The organism is Deinococcus psychrotolerans (assembly GCF_003860465.1).
Classification (GTDB): domain Bacteria; phylum Deinococcota; class Deinococci; order Deinococcales; family Deinococcaceae; genus Deinococcus; species Deinococcus psychrotolerans.
Genome location: NZ_CP034185.1, coordinates 284,952 through 298,350, shown reverse-complemented (window position 1 = coordinate 298,350; position 13,399 = coordinate 284,952). Strand labels below are relative to the sequence as shown.

The window sequence follows — 13,399 nt, the reverse complement described above, 5'->3', positions numbered from 1 at the left end:
GGGGGTGAGTGAACAAAGCGAATCTAAACCGACTTCATTCCCTCGAACGGTTCTTTGCACGCGTTGCACACGTACATCCGCTTGCACAGCGCCGAGCCGAAAGAAGCGGTCATGCGCGTGTCGAACGAGCCGCAGCGCGGACAGCTGACCGGACTCAGTTCCAGCGTCACGAACGGGTCGCTCTCGCCAGCCGGGTCGGGCGGCGCGATGCCGTACTGCTCCAGCTTGGCGCGGGCGGGCGCGGTGATGTCATCGGTACTCCACGGCGGGTTGATGACGGTTTCCACGCTGACGGTTTCAAACCCCAGCGGCGCGACGGCCCTCTCAATGTCCTGCCGAATGACGTGCAGGGCGGGGCAGCCGGAAAAGGTAGGCGTGAAGCGCACGGTGGCCCGCCCGCCCACAATCTCCACGCCGCGCACCATGCCCATCTCAACGATGTTGACCACCGGAATTTCAGGGTCGGTGACGCTGATAAGGGCGTCCCACACAGCACTCTCAGCGGGGAATGTACTTACCATACTGTGACTTCAGCGTACTGGCGATTCACATCCTGAAACTCGGTGAGCAGCGGGGCGAGGTGTTCGGTGTGCGTGCCGCGTGCCACTGGCACAGCGTTGGGCGGAGTCAGGCCGCAGCGCTCAAAGTGGGCGGTCACCAGCGGCAGCCAACGGGCTTTGATTTGCGCGGGGTCGGGGAGCAGACCAGCGTCGATGCCCGACCGCTCGCCATCCAGCGGTTCAAACAGGCCCAACGCGTAAGGCCAGACGGCGTTGAGCGCCTCGCGGGTGCGCCACTCGCTTTCGGGCGTGCCGAGGGCCAGCCGCTCCACCCAGAGCGCCGTATGTTGCAGGTGAAAACGCTTCTCGCGCAGAGCCAGCGCTGCTGCCTGAGCCAGTGGGCCGTAAGGACTGGCTTTGGCCGCGTCTTGCCACAGAGCTTCCCAGGCGTCAAACAAATACTGCCGCACCATCGTGAAGGCCCAGTCACCTTTGGGCAGTTCGGTCAGGGCCGAGTTGCAAAACTTCTCGGGGCCGCGCCGGAAAGCCAGCACATCAGGGTCGGAGCCGTCCAATGTTTTGCGGAGTTCCAGCCAGCCCATCGCGTGCCCCAGCTCGTCCTGCGCGATATTGGCCAACGCGATGTCCTCTTCCAGAATCGGCGCGTGGCCCGTCCACTCGGCGTCGCGGTGCGAGAGCAGCAAATCGTCGTCGGCCAATGTGGTCAGGCGGGCGATCAGGGCTTGGGTTTGTTCGGCGGTGAGGTCAGTCATGCTTTTGCCTTGGGGTTGCGCTCGCTGACGTGCTTGCCCACCACGCCGTAAGCGCTCTGCTGCTTGTAGGTTTTATCTTTGGCGGGCGCGAACCAGCTTTCAACAGTTTCGGTGTCTTCTGGGCTGCCCACGAACGCTGAGGCGGGAATGATCCACCACGCCAGCAATCCATCACCAAATTGGCTTTGAGCGGCCTCCAGCGCGGCCTGCGGGCTCGCCGCCTCCAGCATGCCAAGTTCGTCCACGAAGGTCATGCTGCGCTTGTGGTTCTTTTTGCCGAAGATTTTGTAAGGCTGGGTTTCGCCGCTGGCGTCGGGCAGCCTCCCCCCGTTGTCCAATTCCTCGCGGGTCACAGAAGAAATGTCTTGTTCCCGCACGGCCCACAAGCTCACCGCCGCCGGACGCCGAGCGAATACGCTGCGGGCGGTGAAGAGGGCGTGATCGGGGTCGGTGGCGTGAACGCTGCCCACCGCCTGATGCACCTTGCTTGCCGTGTCTTGCTTGAAGATTTCCCAGCGGGGCCACTGTGTATCTGGGGTCTGGGTATCTGGAGCTTGAGCCTCTTGAGATTGGGCATCCGCGCCAGTCATTAGTCCGCCGCCTGCGCCCGTAATCGATTGCCGTACGCCAGCATCGCTTCGCGTACCCACGCGCCGTCATCGTGCGCGGCGTTGCGGGTTGCCAGCCGCTCTTTGTTCAAGCCGGTTTTGCCTTTAACGACGTCCCAGAACTCGTCCCAGTTGATCGGGCCGTGAATCCAGTTGCCGTCCGCGTCTTGGTGCAGGTCGGCGTCGGGAAGGGTCAGGCCGAGTTCCAGCAGTTCCGGCACATGCTCGTTGAGGTATTCCTGGCGCACCTGATCGTTGCTCTTGGTCTTGATGCCCCAGTTGCTCATCACGCCGCTGTTGGTGCTGTCTTTATCGTGCGGCCCCAGCATCATGACGCTGGGCCACCACCAGCGGGTCAGGGCGTCTTGGGCCAGTGCCCGCTGTTCGGGGGTGCCCGCCGCGTACTGCACGATCATTTCCTTACCCTGCTTGTGGTGGAAGGTTTCTTCCGAGCAGATGCGAACCATCGCCCGCGAGTAGGGGCCGTAGCTGCACCCGGCCAGCATGGTCTGGTTCTTGATGGCCGCGCCGTCCACCAGCCAGCCGATCATGCCCACGTCGGCCCAGCTCTGGGTGGGGTAATTGAAGATGCTGGAATATTTGGCCTTGCCGCTCAGCAGGGCGTCCACCATCTCTTCGCGTGTGGCTCCCAGCGTTTCGGCAGCGTGGTAGAGGTACTGCCCGTGACCGGCCTCGTCTTGCACCTTGGCCATCAAAATCAGTTTGCGGCGCAGGCTCGGTGCGCGACTGATCCATTCGCCTTCCGGCAACATCCCGACGACTTCGCTGTGGGCGTGCTGTGAAATCATGCGGATCAGTTGGCGGCGGTACTCGGCAGGCATCCAATCGCCGGGTTCAATCTTCTCGCCCCCAGCGATGCGGGCCTCGAAAGCGGCGTGCTGCTCGGCGGTTTCGGTGTGCTGGTCTGTATTGGCCTGAATCTTTAAGGTCGCGGTCATGGGCTGGGCCTCCTGTGTAGGCGGGTAAGAAAATTTAACTAACGTTTGTTAGGCTATTATACGCCGATTCAGCCGGGGATTCAAGCTTGATGTGAAGCCTATCAAGGTCTGGCCAGCCGTCCAGACTCGCAGCGTCCGCTTTGGCATTCCGTAGATTTGGCACTCCGCTGGCTGGGCGTAAGAGGTAGGCGGTCAGGTAATCCCACTTACTCTTAACTTGTACTGGAGGATTCCTCTAAATTCACGCCTCCCACGATTTTGGTGCCTTCTTTGGCGCGGTGGCAGGCAGAGTGTGGGTGGGGCCGGGCCTTGCCCATTGGCTCAGCTTGAGGCATACTGCACGGGCCGCAGGTGCGGCGTCCCCAGTGCGAGCCGCTGTGAGTGACGCCCCTGACGATAACCGAACTGTTTGCCGACGCCTGCTGCTTGGGCGTTCTCTTTCCTGATCCGGTTGTCACGGCACCCACTGAGGTGCAAATGACCACAAGAACACCACCCAACAAACCCGCCCGTTTTAATTTCCAGCAGTACAAGCACGAATGGCTCCTCAACCCGCGCCGCGACGTGCTGGCCGGTGTCGTGGTGGCACTAGCGCTGATTCCTGAAGCCATCGCCTTCTCGATTATCGCTGGTGTCGATCCGGCGGTGGGCCTCTACGCCTCGTTCATCATCGCCATGGTGATCGCCTTTATCGGCGGGCGGCCCGGCATGATCAGCGCGGCAACGGGCGCGATGGCTCTGCTGATGACCGGACTGGTCAAAGATCACGGCTTGGCCTACCTGTTTGCCGCCACCATCCTGACCGGCGTGCTGCAAATCGTGTTCGGCTGGGCCAGGCTGGCGCGGTATCTCAAATTCGTGCCGCGCAGCGTGATGGTCGGCTTTGTCAACGCGCTGGCAATCCTGATCTTCTCGGCGCAGCTTCCACAGTTTGTCGGGGCCAACTGGCAGATGTACGCGATGGTCGCCGCTGGCCTGGCGATTATTTATCTGCTGCCGCGCGTGTTCAAAGCTGTTCCCAGCGCTCTGGTCGCCATCGTGGCGCTGACGCTCGTCTCGGTATTTACCGGAGCCAACGTCAAAACGGTGGGTGACATGGGCGTTCTGCCCACTTCCCTGCCGCCGTTCGGTCTGCCGCAGGTGCCGCTGACCCTGGAAACACTCGGCATTATTTTTCCGGTGGCACTGACCTTATCCTTGGTCGGCTTGCTGGAAAGCCTGCTGACCGCCCAACTCGTCGATGAGCGCACCGACACCACCAGCGACAAGAACGTAGAGTCGCGCGGGCAGGGCGTGGCCAATATCGTCACCGGCTTCTTTGGCGGAATGGCGGGCTGCGCCATGATCGGCCAGAGCATGATCAACGTGACCAACGGCGGGCGCGGCAGGCTCTCCACCTTTGTGGCGGGGGCTTTTTTGCTGCTGCTGATTCTGGTGTTGCAGCCGCTGCTGGTGCAAATTCCGATGGCCGCTCTGGTCGCCGTGATGATCGTGGTCAGCGTCAGCACTTTCGATTGGAGCAGCCTCAGAACCCTGAGAGTGTTTCCCAAAAGCGAAAGTATCGTGATGCTCTCCACCGTCGCCATGACCGTGCTGACCCGCAATTTGTCGCTGGGGGTGCTGGTTGGCGTGGTGTTGAGCGCTCTGTTCTTTGCCCGCAAAATCTCGCAGCTCTCGGCAGTCACTCACCACGACGAGCTGGACGGCAGCCGCATCTACCATGTCAGCGGGCAACTCTTTTTTGTCAGCACCCACGATTTCGTGCACCAGTTCGACTTTGTTCACGACGCCGAGCAGCCTACCAGCCGCATCACGATTGACCTGACCCACGCCCACTTCTGGGACGGCTCGGCGGTGGGAGCGCTCGACAAGGTGATGCTGAAATATCAGCGCCTCGGCGTTCCGGCCAGCCTGGTGGGGCTGAACGACGCCTCGGCCACCCTGATCGAGCGCCTGGCCGTACATGACAAACCCGGAGCGCTGAGCGGCGAAGTGGGACACTGAGAGCAGATTGAGAATCGGCAAACTTAGAGAAGGGTGAACTGGATGCTGGCCTGAGCGCAGCAGATCAGGAGTAGGGTGGACTGGCTAGAAAAAGCCAAGGTCTGCCCTTCACTCTTTGTCTCTCTGCCGCAGGAGCCCCACTGACCATGACCAATGCCCTGAGTACCGAACAGAACCTGCTGCGCCTCGCCAATCGCCTCACTGAATTGGCCGCCTGGCGCGACCTCGCTGCCTTGCCGCTGGCGCTTACTTTCAAGTGGAGCGGCGGCACTCAACTGCTCAAAGAAGGTGACGCTTGGCCCGCCCGCGAGTTGCCAGTAACCTTCAGCGCGGTGCTGAGTGTGCCGGAGAAGTGGCAAGGCCAACTGGTTATCCTTGACCTGGCACTCGGCGGCGAAGCATTGGTGCTGCTCGGCGGGGTGGCGAGGGGCGGCCTCAACCCCTACCACTCCGAAATCTGGCTGGGCGAGACTGTTGAGCCTGAGCTGGAACTCAGGGTAGAGGCCGTGCCGCGTGGCTTGTTCGGCACGCCCACCTACGCGCCCAAAGTCGAGCGGTCCAGAGTGCTGCTGCCGGATCTGCAAGTCCGCGCCCTCTGCGAAGACCTGGCAGCAGCCCACCAAGCGGCGCTGGAATTAAATAAGCAGGGCCGAAGCGAAATTGCTGACCTGATCGTTGACGTGCTGAGTGACGTGCTGAACCAGATTCCTGTTCCACGCGGCGACGGTACGGCTTACCTGACCCGCGCTTGGCAGCAGCCGGATTTGCGAGCCACTCTCAGCAGCTTATGGGACGAATGGAGCTTCACAGGCTTGCCTCTCCCCTACCCCGACGCAGACCGCCCCGCACTGGCGGCGGCTCAGCAAGCCCTATCCGCCAAGCTGGACGCTATTCGGCAGCGCTACCCCACCGAGGGCCGACTGGCGCTGTCGGGCCACGCCCACATTGATCTGGCCTGGCTGTGGCCGCTGGCCGAAACCCGCCGCAAAATTCGCCGCACCTTCGCTACCGTGCTCTCCCTGATGGAGCGCTACCCCGATTTCACCTTCAACCAGTCCTCGGCTCAGATTTACGCTTACCTCGAAGAGGATGATCCGGCCTTGTTTGAGCGCGTCAGAGCAAGGGTGAAAGAAGGCCGCTGGGATGTGGTCGGCGGCATGTGGGTCGAACCCGACGGCAATTTGATTTCCGGCGAGTCGTGGGCACGGCAGCTTCTGTTAGGTCAGCGCTATTTCGCTTCACGCTTCGGGGTACAGGCGCGGGTCTGCTGGCTGCCCGACACCTTCGGCTACGCCGCCAATTTGCCGCAATTGCTGCGCGGCGCGGGCATTCCGTACTTTTTTACCACCAAGCTGACCTGGAACGAAACCAATACTTTTCCCTACGACCTCTACCGCTGGGAAGCGCTGGACGGCTCGCAAGTCCTGGCCCACAGTTTCCGCAACACTGGCCAGGGCTATAACGGCACGCTGGGCGCACATGACACGTTGGCCACTTGGAAGAACTTCAGGGGCAAGCGGCAGCACGACACCAGCCTGTTCAGCTTCGGCTGGGGTGACGGCGGCGGCGGCCCCACGTTTGAAATGCTGGAGCGCTTTGGCCGTCAGCGCGACTTCGCGGGCCTGCCCCAGCTCCAGATGACCCGCGTGGCTGGGTTTTATGACGAGGTGGAAGCACAGGCCAGCGCCTTGCCGGTCTGGGTGGGCGAGCAATACTTCGAGCTGCACCGGGGCACCTACACCACCCAGGCCCGCATCAAGCAGCTCAACCGCGCTCTGGAACACGCCCTGACCGACGCCGAAACTGCCGCGAGCCTGGCCTTTAAGGTGCTGAATCGGCCTTACCCGCGTGAGACATTCGGGCCGCTCTGGGAAGTGCTGCTCCGAAACCAGTTTCACGACATCTTGCCGGGGTCGGGCGTCAAAGCCATTTACGACGACGCCCGCCGCGAGTTGGAAACCGCCCTCAGCGCCGCCGAGCAGCAGCGGGACAGGGCGTTGCAAGCCCTCAGCGACGCGCACGGCAGCGGGGAGCGGTTGGTCGTCTGGAATCTGAGTTTTGACGAGCGACCTCTGTCGCTAAGCTTGCCCTTTCAAACTGGCATGAAGCTCAGCGCCCCAGATGGCAGGCCCATTCAAACTGAGCGGCAAGGCGACGCGCTGATCGTCTGCGGCGAGGTGACGGTGCCGGGCTTGGGTTATCTCTGCCTCCAAATAGAAGGGCAAGAAGCTTCGGAAATCCCAATACCCAGTCACGATCTGACGCTGGAAAACGAGCATCTCAAGGTCGTTATCAACACTGACGGCAGCTTGGCTTCGGTGTACGACAAAGCCAGCGGGCGAGAGAGTTTGGACGGCGCGGGCAACCAACTCTGGCTGTATCCCGACGTGCCACGTGAGTGGGAAGCTTGGGAGCTGGACGCCAGCTACTCACAGGGCGGCGAGCGCTTGACGGCTGCCGAAGTTCCCGAACGCTTGGCGGGCCAACTCGAACAGGCTGTGCAAGTCCGCTATAACGCGCAGGGCAGTCTCATTACACAGACTTACCGCTTGAGGCACGGCTCACGGCGTTTAGAGGTGGACACGCGGGCCGAGTGGCGGGGCCGCCGCTTGCTCCTGCGCTCGCTGACGCCGGTGCAGGTGCGGGCTGCTCAGGCCAGCTTCGAGACGGCCTTCGGCACGGTTCAGCGCTCCACGACCAGCAACACGTCCTGGGAAGCGGCCCAGTTTGAAGTGCCGGGCCACCGCTTTGCCGATCTGAGCGAGGCCGACTTCGGCGTGAGCCTGCTGACCGATTCCAAATACGGCTACAGCGTCAAAGGCAACGTGCTGGGCCTCAGCTTGCTGCGCTCTCCAATCAGCCCCGATCCCAGCGCCGACGCCGGAGTGCATGACTTTACCTATGCGCTTTATCCGCACGCCGCCGACTGGCGAAACGGCACGCTGCGCGAGGCCCACGACCTCAACGCGCCGCTGCTGGCGTTCAGGAGTTCGGCAAGAGGCGCGGCAGATCAGGCCAGCGCTCAGCTGCTGAGTGTGGGTCACCCCGCGCTGCGTCTGAGCGCCCTCAAGCTCTGCGAGGACAGCGACGCCTTGCTGCTGCGGGTGTATGACGCGCACGGCACACGCGGTGAAGTCAGGCCGCAGGGTTTGGACGTGGAGAAATGGACGGCGGTGAACTTACTGGAAGAAGTGCGAGGAGACGGGTTGAGCTTCACACCCTACCGGGTGGTGAGTTTGAAGAGCGAGCCTTAAACTGGGGTCGCGCTCCCAAAATTGACCTTCTCCCAACCTTGTGAGGTTTTATGTCTTCTCATTCTTTATCTGCCGATTATTTCAATCCTGCCGCCGAAACCATGCCCGTTCCCGAGTTGCGGGCGTTGCAACTCGCCCAGCTTCAGGCCACCGCCGAGCGCCTGAGCGAACGGGTGCCGACTTACCGCGCCAAGTTCGCGGCGGTGGGCGTCACGCCGGGCGACCTGGGCAGCCTCAGCGATCTGGACCGCTTTCCCTTCACCTATAAGAGTGATTTGCGCGACACCTACCCGTTCGGCCTCTACTCGGTGCCGAGAACCGAACTGCGCCGCATTCACGCCAGCAGCGGCACGACCGGCAAGGCGACGGTGGTGGGCTACGATCAGCACGACCTCGATATTTTTTCCGAAGTAGTAGCCCGCAGCCTCCACGCAGCGGGAGCACGGCCCGGCATGCTCTTTCACAACGCTTACGGCTACGGCCTGTTTACCGGCGGACTGGGCACCCACGCGGGCGGCGAGCGGCTGGGCCTCGGGGTGGTGCCGGTGTCGGGCGGCAACACCGACAAGCAGGTGCAGCTCATCGAGGACTTTGAGCCGGAAGTGATCGCCTGCACGCCGAGTTACGCGCTGGTACTGGCCGACGCGCTGGCCCGGCGCGGCCACACGCCCGAAACCATCAGCCTGAAATACGCCGTGCTGGGCGCGGAACCCTGGACCGACACCATGCGCCGGGAAGTGGAGCGGCGGCTAGGCCTGAGGGCCACCAATATCTATGGCCTGTCCGAAATCATCGGCCCCGGCGTTGCCAACGAGGACGTCAGCGAGCAGAGCGGCAGCTACCTCTGGGAAGACCATTTTTATCCAGAAATCGTTGACCCGGAAACCGGCGCAGTCTTGCCCGACGGCGAGTTCGGGGTATTGGTACTGAGCAGCATGACCCGCAGCGCCATGCCGGTGCTGCGCTACTGGACCGGCGACATCACCCGTTTGCTCCCCGCTGACAACTCCACGGGCCGCACCCTGCGCCGCATGGACGGCATTCAGGGCCGCAGCGACGACATGCTGATCCTGCGCGGCGTCAACGTCTACCCCAGTCAGCTCGAAGCGGTGCTGGCCCATTTTACCGAGCTGCGCCCGCATTATCAGCTCGTGCTCTCGCGCAGTGGAGCGATGGACGAACTGCTGCTCAAAGTGGAAAGCGGGCGACATGACCCCGTCCTGAGCCGTGAGGTGGTCATTCGCATCAAAGCCCAGGTCGGCGTCAGCGTGACCTGCGAGCTGTGCGAAGACGGCAGTTTGCCCCGCAGCGAGGGCGGCAAGCTCAAACGGGTGCTGGATTTGCGGGCGGTGCGTTAGGTGACCGCGCTTGTCCCCGCGCCTGACCTCGCGCCCTACCAGACGCAGTTTCCCTCGCTGAGTTTCGCGGCTTACGCAGGCGGCCTACTGGAACTGATTTTGTCCAACCCCAAAACGCTCAACTCGGCAGACGCCACTATGCACCGCGAGCTGGCCAACCTCTGGCCCGCTGTGGACGCCGACGCGGGCGTGCGGGTGGTGCTGGTGCGCGGCGCGGGCCGGGCCTTTTCGTCGGGCGGCGATTTGGGCTTGGTGCAGCAGATGGCCGAGTCGTGGGACGTTCGCACGCGGGTCTGGAAAGAAGCCCGCGACCTCGTCTACAACATCATCAACTGCTCCAAGCCCATCGTCAGCGCCATTCACGGGGCTTGCGTGGGAGCGGGTCTGGCCGTCGCGCTGCTCTCCGATATCAGTATTGCCGCGCCCAGTGCCAAAATTCTGGACGGCCACGTGCGGCTGGGCGTGGCGGCAGGCGACCACGCGGCGATCATCTGGCCGCTGCTGTGCGGGCTGAATAAAGCCAAATACCATTTGCTGCTGGGCGAGCCAATCGGCGGCGAGGAGGCCGAGCGCATCGGGCTCATCAGCTTGTGCGTGCCGGAAGACGAACTGCTGCCCAAGGCTTTCGAGGTCGCGGGGCGGCTGAGTATCAGCAGCCAGAGCGCCGTGCGCTGGACCAAGTACGCCCTCAACAACTGGCTGAGACTGGCGGGGCCGAGTTTCGACGCCTCGCTGGCGCTGGAATTTATGGGCTTCTCGGGGCCGGACGTGCATGAGGGGGTAGCCTCACTGCGCGAAAAGCGCCAGCCGAATTTCAGCGACGACCCCGATGTTTGAGCGCCAGACTCACTGGCAACCGAACTGAGCGAAGTCTGATATAACCGCATCTCCAAGCTCCACAGGGTGTTCACCCGTCCCAGCAATCCGGCATACCCGCACGCCGAGGTTGTCTAGAGAGGCGGCCTCCGCCTAAAATGACCGCACCGACATGCTTACGACCGTTGCCAAAGCCTTTCAGGTGTTGTCTTTATTTACCCCGACCCGTCCGGTCTGGGGCGCGACCAGTGTGGCGGCAGAACTCGGTCTTAAAAAATCCACCGCCCATGATCTGCTGGGCAGCCTCGCCGAACTGGGGATGCTGCACCGGCAGGGTGGGCAGTACACCGCTGGCCTCAAGCTGCTGAGCCTTGCCCGCAGCGCTGAGGGCACTTTTCCGTGGCTGGACGCCACCCGCCGCGAAATGGTGACGCTGGCGGCTCAAACGGGTGAAGCCATTCACCTCAGCACCTTGCAGGGCTACCGCCTGCTCGATTTGGAAGAAGTGCAGGGCGTCGGGGCGGTGCGGGTGGTGTTCGACAGCCAAATGCCGCCGCACTGCACCGCTATGGGAAAGGTGCTGCTCTCCGATGTACCGCCGGAAGAATTGGCCCGCCTGACCAGCAATTACAATCTGCGGGCGCTGACGCCCAACTCGATCACCACCGCCGACGAGCTGCACGGCGAACTGGCGCGGGTGGCCGAGCAGGGCTACGCCTACGACGTGGAAGAAGTCTACGAAGGCGTGTGCTGCATTGCCGTGCCGGTACGCAGTGAGCGCGGCAAAACGCTGGCCAGCATCAGCGTTTCGGCTCCGGCTTTCCGGTTTTACAAGCACAAAGATGAGCTAAGAAGCGCCGTGCTGGCTGCCGGAGCGCGGTTGTCATCGGCCCTGAGCAGCCCCACTCCCAGCATTTCAGCCCACAGCACCTCGGCACACAGCAGCCCCCCTTCAAACCGCGCTTAGGTTTTTTCTTTTCCGCTGACCCCGCCCCTTTTCTTTAGGAGGTTCCACCATGACCGCTGCCCTAACACTGCCGCCCGATCCACGTTTAGAAGGCACCCTCAGCGTCCTCTCGCCCTCCGGCGAACTGCTGCGCCCCGACTTGGTGCCAAGCGACGAAATTCTGCTCAAGCTCTACAACGGCATGCGCCGCGCCCGCGTTTTTGATGACCGGGCGATGGTCTTACAGCGCCAAGGCAAACTCGGCGTTTACCCATGCTTCGGCGGCATGGAAGCCACCCAGGTGGGCGCGGCGCTGGCCCTACAAGACGGCGACTGGGTACTCCCCACTTACCGAGGCACGGCGCTGGCCATGATGCGCGGCATGACGCTGGCCCAGATTTTGCTGGCTTGGCGCGGCCATCCGGCGGGCTATCAAGTCGACCCCAAGCTCCACATCCTGCCGTTTTACATTCCGATCGCCAACCAGATTCCACACACGGCGGGCATCGCCTTGGCTGAAAAGCGGCGCGGCACTGGCCTGCTGGCAATGTCCTTCATCGGCGACGGCGGCACCTCCGAGGGCGACTTCCACGTCGGCGTCAACTTCGCGGGGGCGTTTTGCGCTCCGGCCATCTTCGTGATCGAAAACAACGGCTGGGCCATCAGCACACCGACCAGCGTTCAAACGGCGGCCAAGAACCTCGCTTCACGCGCCGAGGGCTACGGCATGCCGGGTATTCGGGTCGACGGCAACGACGTGCTGGCCATGTATCACGTCACCCGTGAGGCCGCCGAGCGTGCCCGCAGAGGCGAGGGGCCGACCCTGATCGAAGCCATCACCTACCGGATTTTGCCGCACACCAGCAGCGACGATCCCAAGCGCTACCGCCAAGAAACCGAAGCCGACGCCTGGCGCGGACGCGATCCTGGCATGCGGCTCAGGGCGTACCTCGAAAGCCGGGGAATGTGGTCGGAGGAGCAGGAACAAGACGTCATGAAGGGCATGGAGGCCGAGATCAAAGCCGCCATGTTGGAAGCCGACCAAGCCGCGCCCATTGAGCCGGAAGCCTTGCTGGAACACATTTACGCCGAGCCGCTGGCCGAGATGAAAGATCAACTCGCCGAGATTCGGGCACTGGAGGCCCTCAAATGACCGTTGCCGCCGAGCGCCAAGCTGCACAAGAACAAATCAAAACGATGACGATGGTCGCGGCTGTCAACGACGCCCTGCGCGTCGCCTTGGAGCGCGACGACAAAGTCATGCTGTTCGGTGAGGACGTCGGGATGGGCGGCGTCTTCCGGGCCAGCGACAACCTGCAAAACCTCTTCGGTGAGGAGCGGGTCTTCAATACCCCGCTAAGCGAAGCCGGAATCATGGGCCTCGCCGTGGGTCTGGGCATCGCGGGCGAAAAGCCGATTGCCGAACTTCAATTTGCCGGTTTCATTTATCCGGCCCTAGAGCAGATCAACGCCCAGATAGGCCGCTACCGGCAGCGCACTCAGGGCAACTTTCCGCTGAGCATGGTGGTGCGTGCGCCCTACGGCGGCGGCATCCACTCGCCGGAAATGCACGCCGACAGCCCCGAGGGCTTGGTGGCGGCGGTACCGGGCGTCAAGATCGTGATTCCCAGCACCCCCTACGACGCCAAAGGTCTGCTGCTGGCCGCCGTGGATGATCCTGATCCGGTGTTTTTCTTCGAGAGCATTAAACTTTACCGCTCGGTGAAAGGCGAAGTGCCCACCGGTCACTACACCGTGCCGCTCGGCAAAGCCCGAATTGCCCGTGAGGGCGACGACTGCACCGTGCTGTGCTACGGCGGCATGGTGGAAATCTGCGAAGAAGCAGCGGTGGCGGCGGCGGCGGCGGGCGTGAACGTCGAAGTGGTTGACCTGCGCAGCATCGTGCCGCTGGATTTTGAAGCGATTTCCGAGAGCGTCAAGAAAACCGGACGGGTGGTCATCGTTCACGAAGCGGCCCGCCGGATGGGATTCGGCGCGGAGTTGTCGGCGCGAATCGCCGAAGAACTGATCGAGTACCTGCACGCCCCAATCACCCGCGTGACCGGCTGGGACGCGCCGTATCCGCCGTTTACAGCTGCCGAGCACATGTACCGTCCCGATGCGGCGCGGGTGGCAGCGGGCATCCGTAAGGTGCTGGATTATTAAGGGCTGGAGTAAAGG

11 protein-coding genes are annotated in these 13,399 nt (G+C 62.7%); 7 read left to right on the top strand and 4 right to left on the bottom strand.

Annotated elements, in window-relative coordinates:
* Nucleotides 1–23: 23 nt before the first annotated feature.
* The 4 genes from paaD to paaA are packed head-to-tail and all read right to left on the bottom strand — an operon-like array spanning nucleotide 24 to nucleotide 2,840.
* Complete coding sequence (gene paaD, locus EHF33_RS17425; protein ID WP_124874548.1) at nucleotides 24–521, bottom strand: 1,2-phenylacetyl-CoA epoxidase subunit PaaD; 498 nt, start codon at nucleotides 519–521, stop codon at nucleotides 24–26.
* On the bottom strand, nucleotides 515–1,273 hold the full coding sequence (gene paaC / locus EHF33_RS17420; protein WP_124874546.1) for a 1,2-phenylacetyl-CoA epoxidase subunit PaaC: 759 nt from the start codon (nucleotides 1,271–1,273) through the stop codon (nucleotides 515–517). Before paaC ends, paaD begins: the two co-directional genes overlap by 7 nt.
* Nucleotides 1,270–1,863, bottom strand: coding sequence for a phenylacetic acid degradation protein (locus tag EHF33_RS17415; protein ID WP_124874544.1), 594 nt, complete (start codon nucleotides 1,861–1,863; stop codon nucleotides 1,270–1,272). The genes paaC and EHF33_RS17415 overlap by 4 nt, the downstream gene beginning before the upstream one ends.
* The gene (paaA, locus tag EHF33_RS17410; RefSeq protein ID WP_124874542.1) at nucleotides 1,863–2,840 is read right to left on the bottom strand and encodes a 1,2-phenylacetyl-CoA epoxidase subunit PaaA; all 978 of its coding nucleotides are present in this window, start codon (nucleotides 2,838–2,840) and stop codon (nucleotides 1,863–1,865) included. The genes EHF33_RS17415 and paaA overlap by 1 nt, the downstream gene beginning before the upstream one ends.
* A 477-nt stretch (nucleotides 2,841–3,317) precedes the next feature.
* On the opposite strand from paaA, the gene EHF33_RS17405 reads away from it, so the two are divergent.
* The 7 genes from EHF33_RS17405 to EHF33_RS17375 all read left to right on the top strand — a co-directional run bounded on the left by EHF33_RS17405 (nucleotide 3,318) and on the right by EHF33_RS17375 (nucleotide 13,384).
* Nucleotides 3,318–4,844: a SulP family inorganic anion transporter gene (locus tag EHF33_RS17405; RefSeq protein WP_124874540.1), complete on the top strand. Its 1,527-nt coding sequence runs from the start codon at nucleotides 3,318–3,320 to the stop codon at nucleotides 4,842–4,844.
* 146 nt (nucleotides 4,845–4,990) lie between these two features.
* Nucleotides 4,991–8,098 carry an alpha-mannosidase gene (locus EHF33_RS17400; protein WP_124874538.1) on the top strand — a complete coding sequence of 1,036 codons (3,108 nt, stop codon included), beginning with the start codon at nucleotides 4,991–4,993 and terminating at the stop codon, nucleotides 8,096–8,098.
* Nucleotides 8,099–8,148: 50 nt separating this feature from the next.
* Nucleotides 8,149–9,456, top strand: coding sequence for an AMP-binding protein (locus EHF33_RS17395; protein ID WP_124874536.1), 1,308 nt, complete (start codon nucleotides 8,149–8,151; stop codon nucleotides 9,454–9,456).
* Nucleotides 9,457–10,293: an enoyl-CoA hydratase/isomerase family protein gene (locus tag EHF33_RS17390; RefSeq protein ID WP_124874534.1), complete on the top strand. Its 837-nt coding sequence runs from the start codon at nucleotides 9,457–9,459 to the stop codon at nucleotides 10,291–10,293.
* A 151-nt stretch (nucleotides 10,294–10,444) separates the two neighbouring features.
* Complete coding sequence (locus EHF33_RS17385) at nucleotides 10,445–11,239, top strand: IclR family transcriptional regulator (protein WP_124874532.1); 795 nt, start codon at nucleotides 10,445–10,447, stop codon at nucleotides 11,237–11,239.
* Nucleotides 11,240–11,288: 49 nt separating this feature from the next.
* Nucleotides 11,289–12,371 carry a pyruvate dehydrogenase (acetyl-transferring) E1 component subunit alpha gene (gene pdhA / locus EHF33_RS17380; protein ID WP_124874530.1) on the top strand — a complete coding sequence of 361 codons (1,083 nt, stop codon included), beginning with the start codon at nucleotides 11,289–11,291 and terminating at the stop codon, nucleotides 12,369–12,371.
* The gene (locus tag EHF33_RS17375; RefSeq protein WP_277425556.1) at nucleotides 12,368–13,384 is read left to right on the top strand and encodes an alpha-ketoacid dehydrogenase subunit beta; all 1,017 of its coding nucleotides are present in this window, start codon (nucleotides 12,368–12,370) and stop codon (nucleotides 13,382–13,384) included. The genes pdhA and EHF33_RS17375 overlap by 4 nt, the downstream gene beginning before the upstream one ends.
* The last annotated feature ends 15 nt before the right edge of the window (nucleotides 13,385–13,399 follow it).

What these genes read in the sequence shown, in the direction of transcription:
- paaD (WP_124874548.1), bottom strand. Translation starts at nt 521, where the DNA reads ATGGTAAGTACATTCCCCGCTGAGAGTGCTGTGTGGGACGCCCTTATC.
- paaC (WP_124874546.1), bottom strand. Translation starts at nt 1,273, where the DNA reads ATGACTGACCTCACCGCCGAACAAACCCAAGCCCTGATCGCCCGCCTG.
- EHF33_RS17415 (WP_124874544.1), bottom strand. Translation starts at nt 1,863, where the DNA reads ATGACTGGCGCGGATGCCCAATCTCAAGAGGCTCAAGCTCCAGATACC.
- paaA (WP_124874542.1), bottom strand. Translation starts at nt 2,840, where the DNA reads ATGACCGCGACCTTAAAGATTCAGGCCAATACAGACCAGCACACCGAA.
- EHF33_RS17405 (WP_124874540.1), top strand. Translation starts at nt 3,318, where the DNA reads ATGACCACAAGAACACCACCCAACAAACCCGCCCGTTTTAATTTCCAG.
- EHF33_RS17400 (WP_124874538.1), top strand. Translation starts at nt 4,991, where the DNA reads ATGACCAATGCCCTGAGTACCGAACAGAACCTGCTGCGCCTCGCCAAT.
- EHF33_RS17395 (WP_124874536.1), top strand. Translation starts at nt 8,149, where the DNA reads ATGTCTTCTCATTCTTTATCTGCCGATTATTTCAATCCTGCCGCCGAA.
- EHF33_RS17385 (WP_124874532.1), top strand. Translation starts at nt 10,445, where the DNA reads ATGCTTACGACCGTTGCCAAAGCCTTTCAGGTGTTGTCTTTATTTACC.
- pdhA (WP_124874530.1), top strand. Translation starts at nt 11,289, where the DNA reads ATGACCGCTGCCCTAACACTGCCGCCCGATCCACGTTTAGAAGGCACC.
- EHF33_RS17375 (WP_277425556.1), top strand. Translation starts at nt 12,368, where the DNA reads ATGACCGTTGCCGCCGAGCGCCAAGCTGCACAAGAACAAATCAAAACG.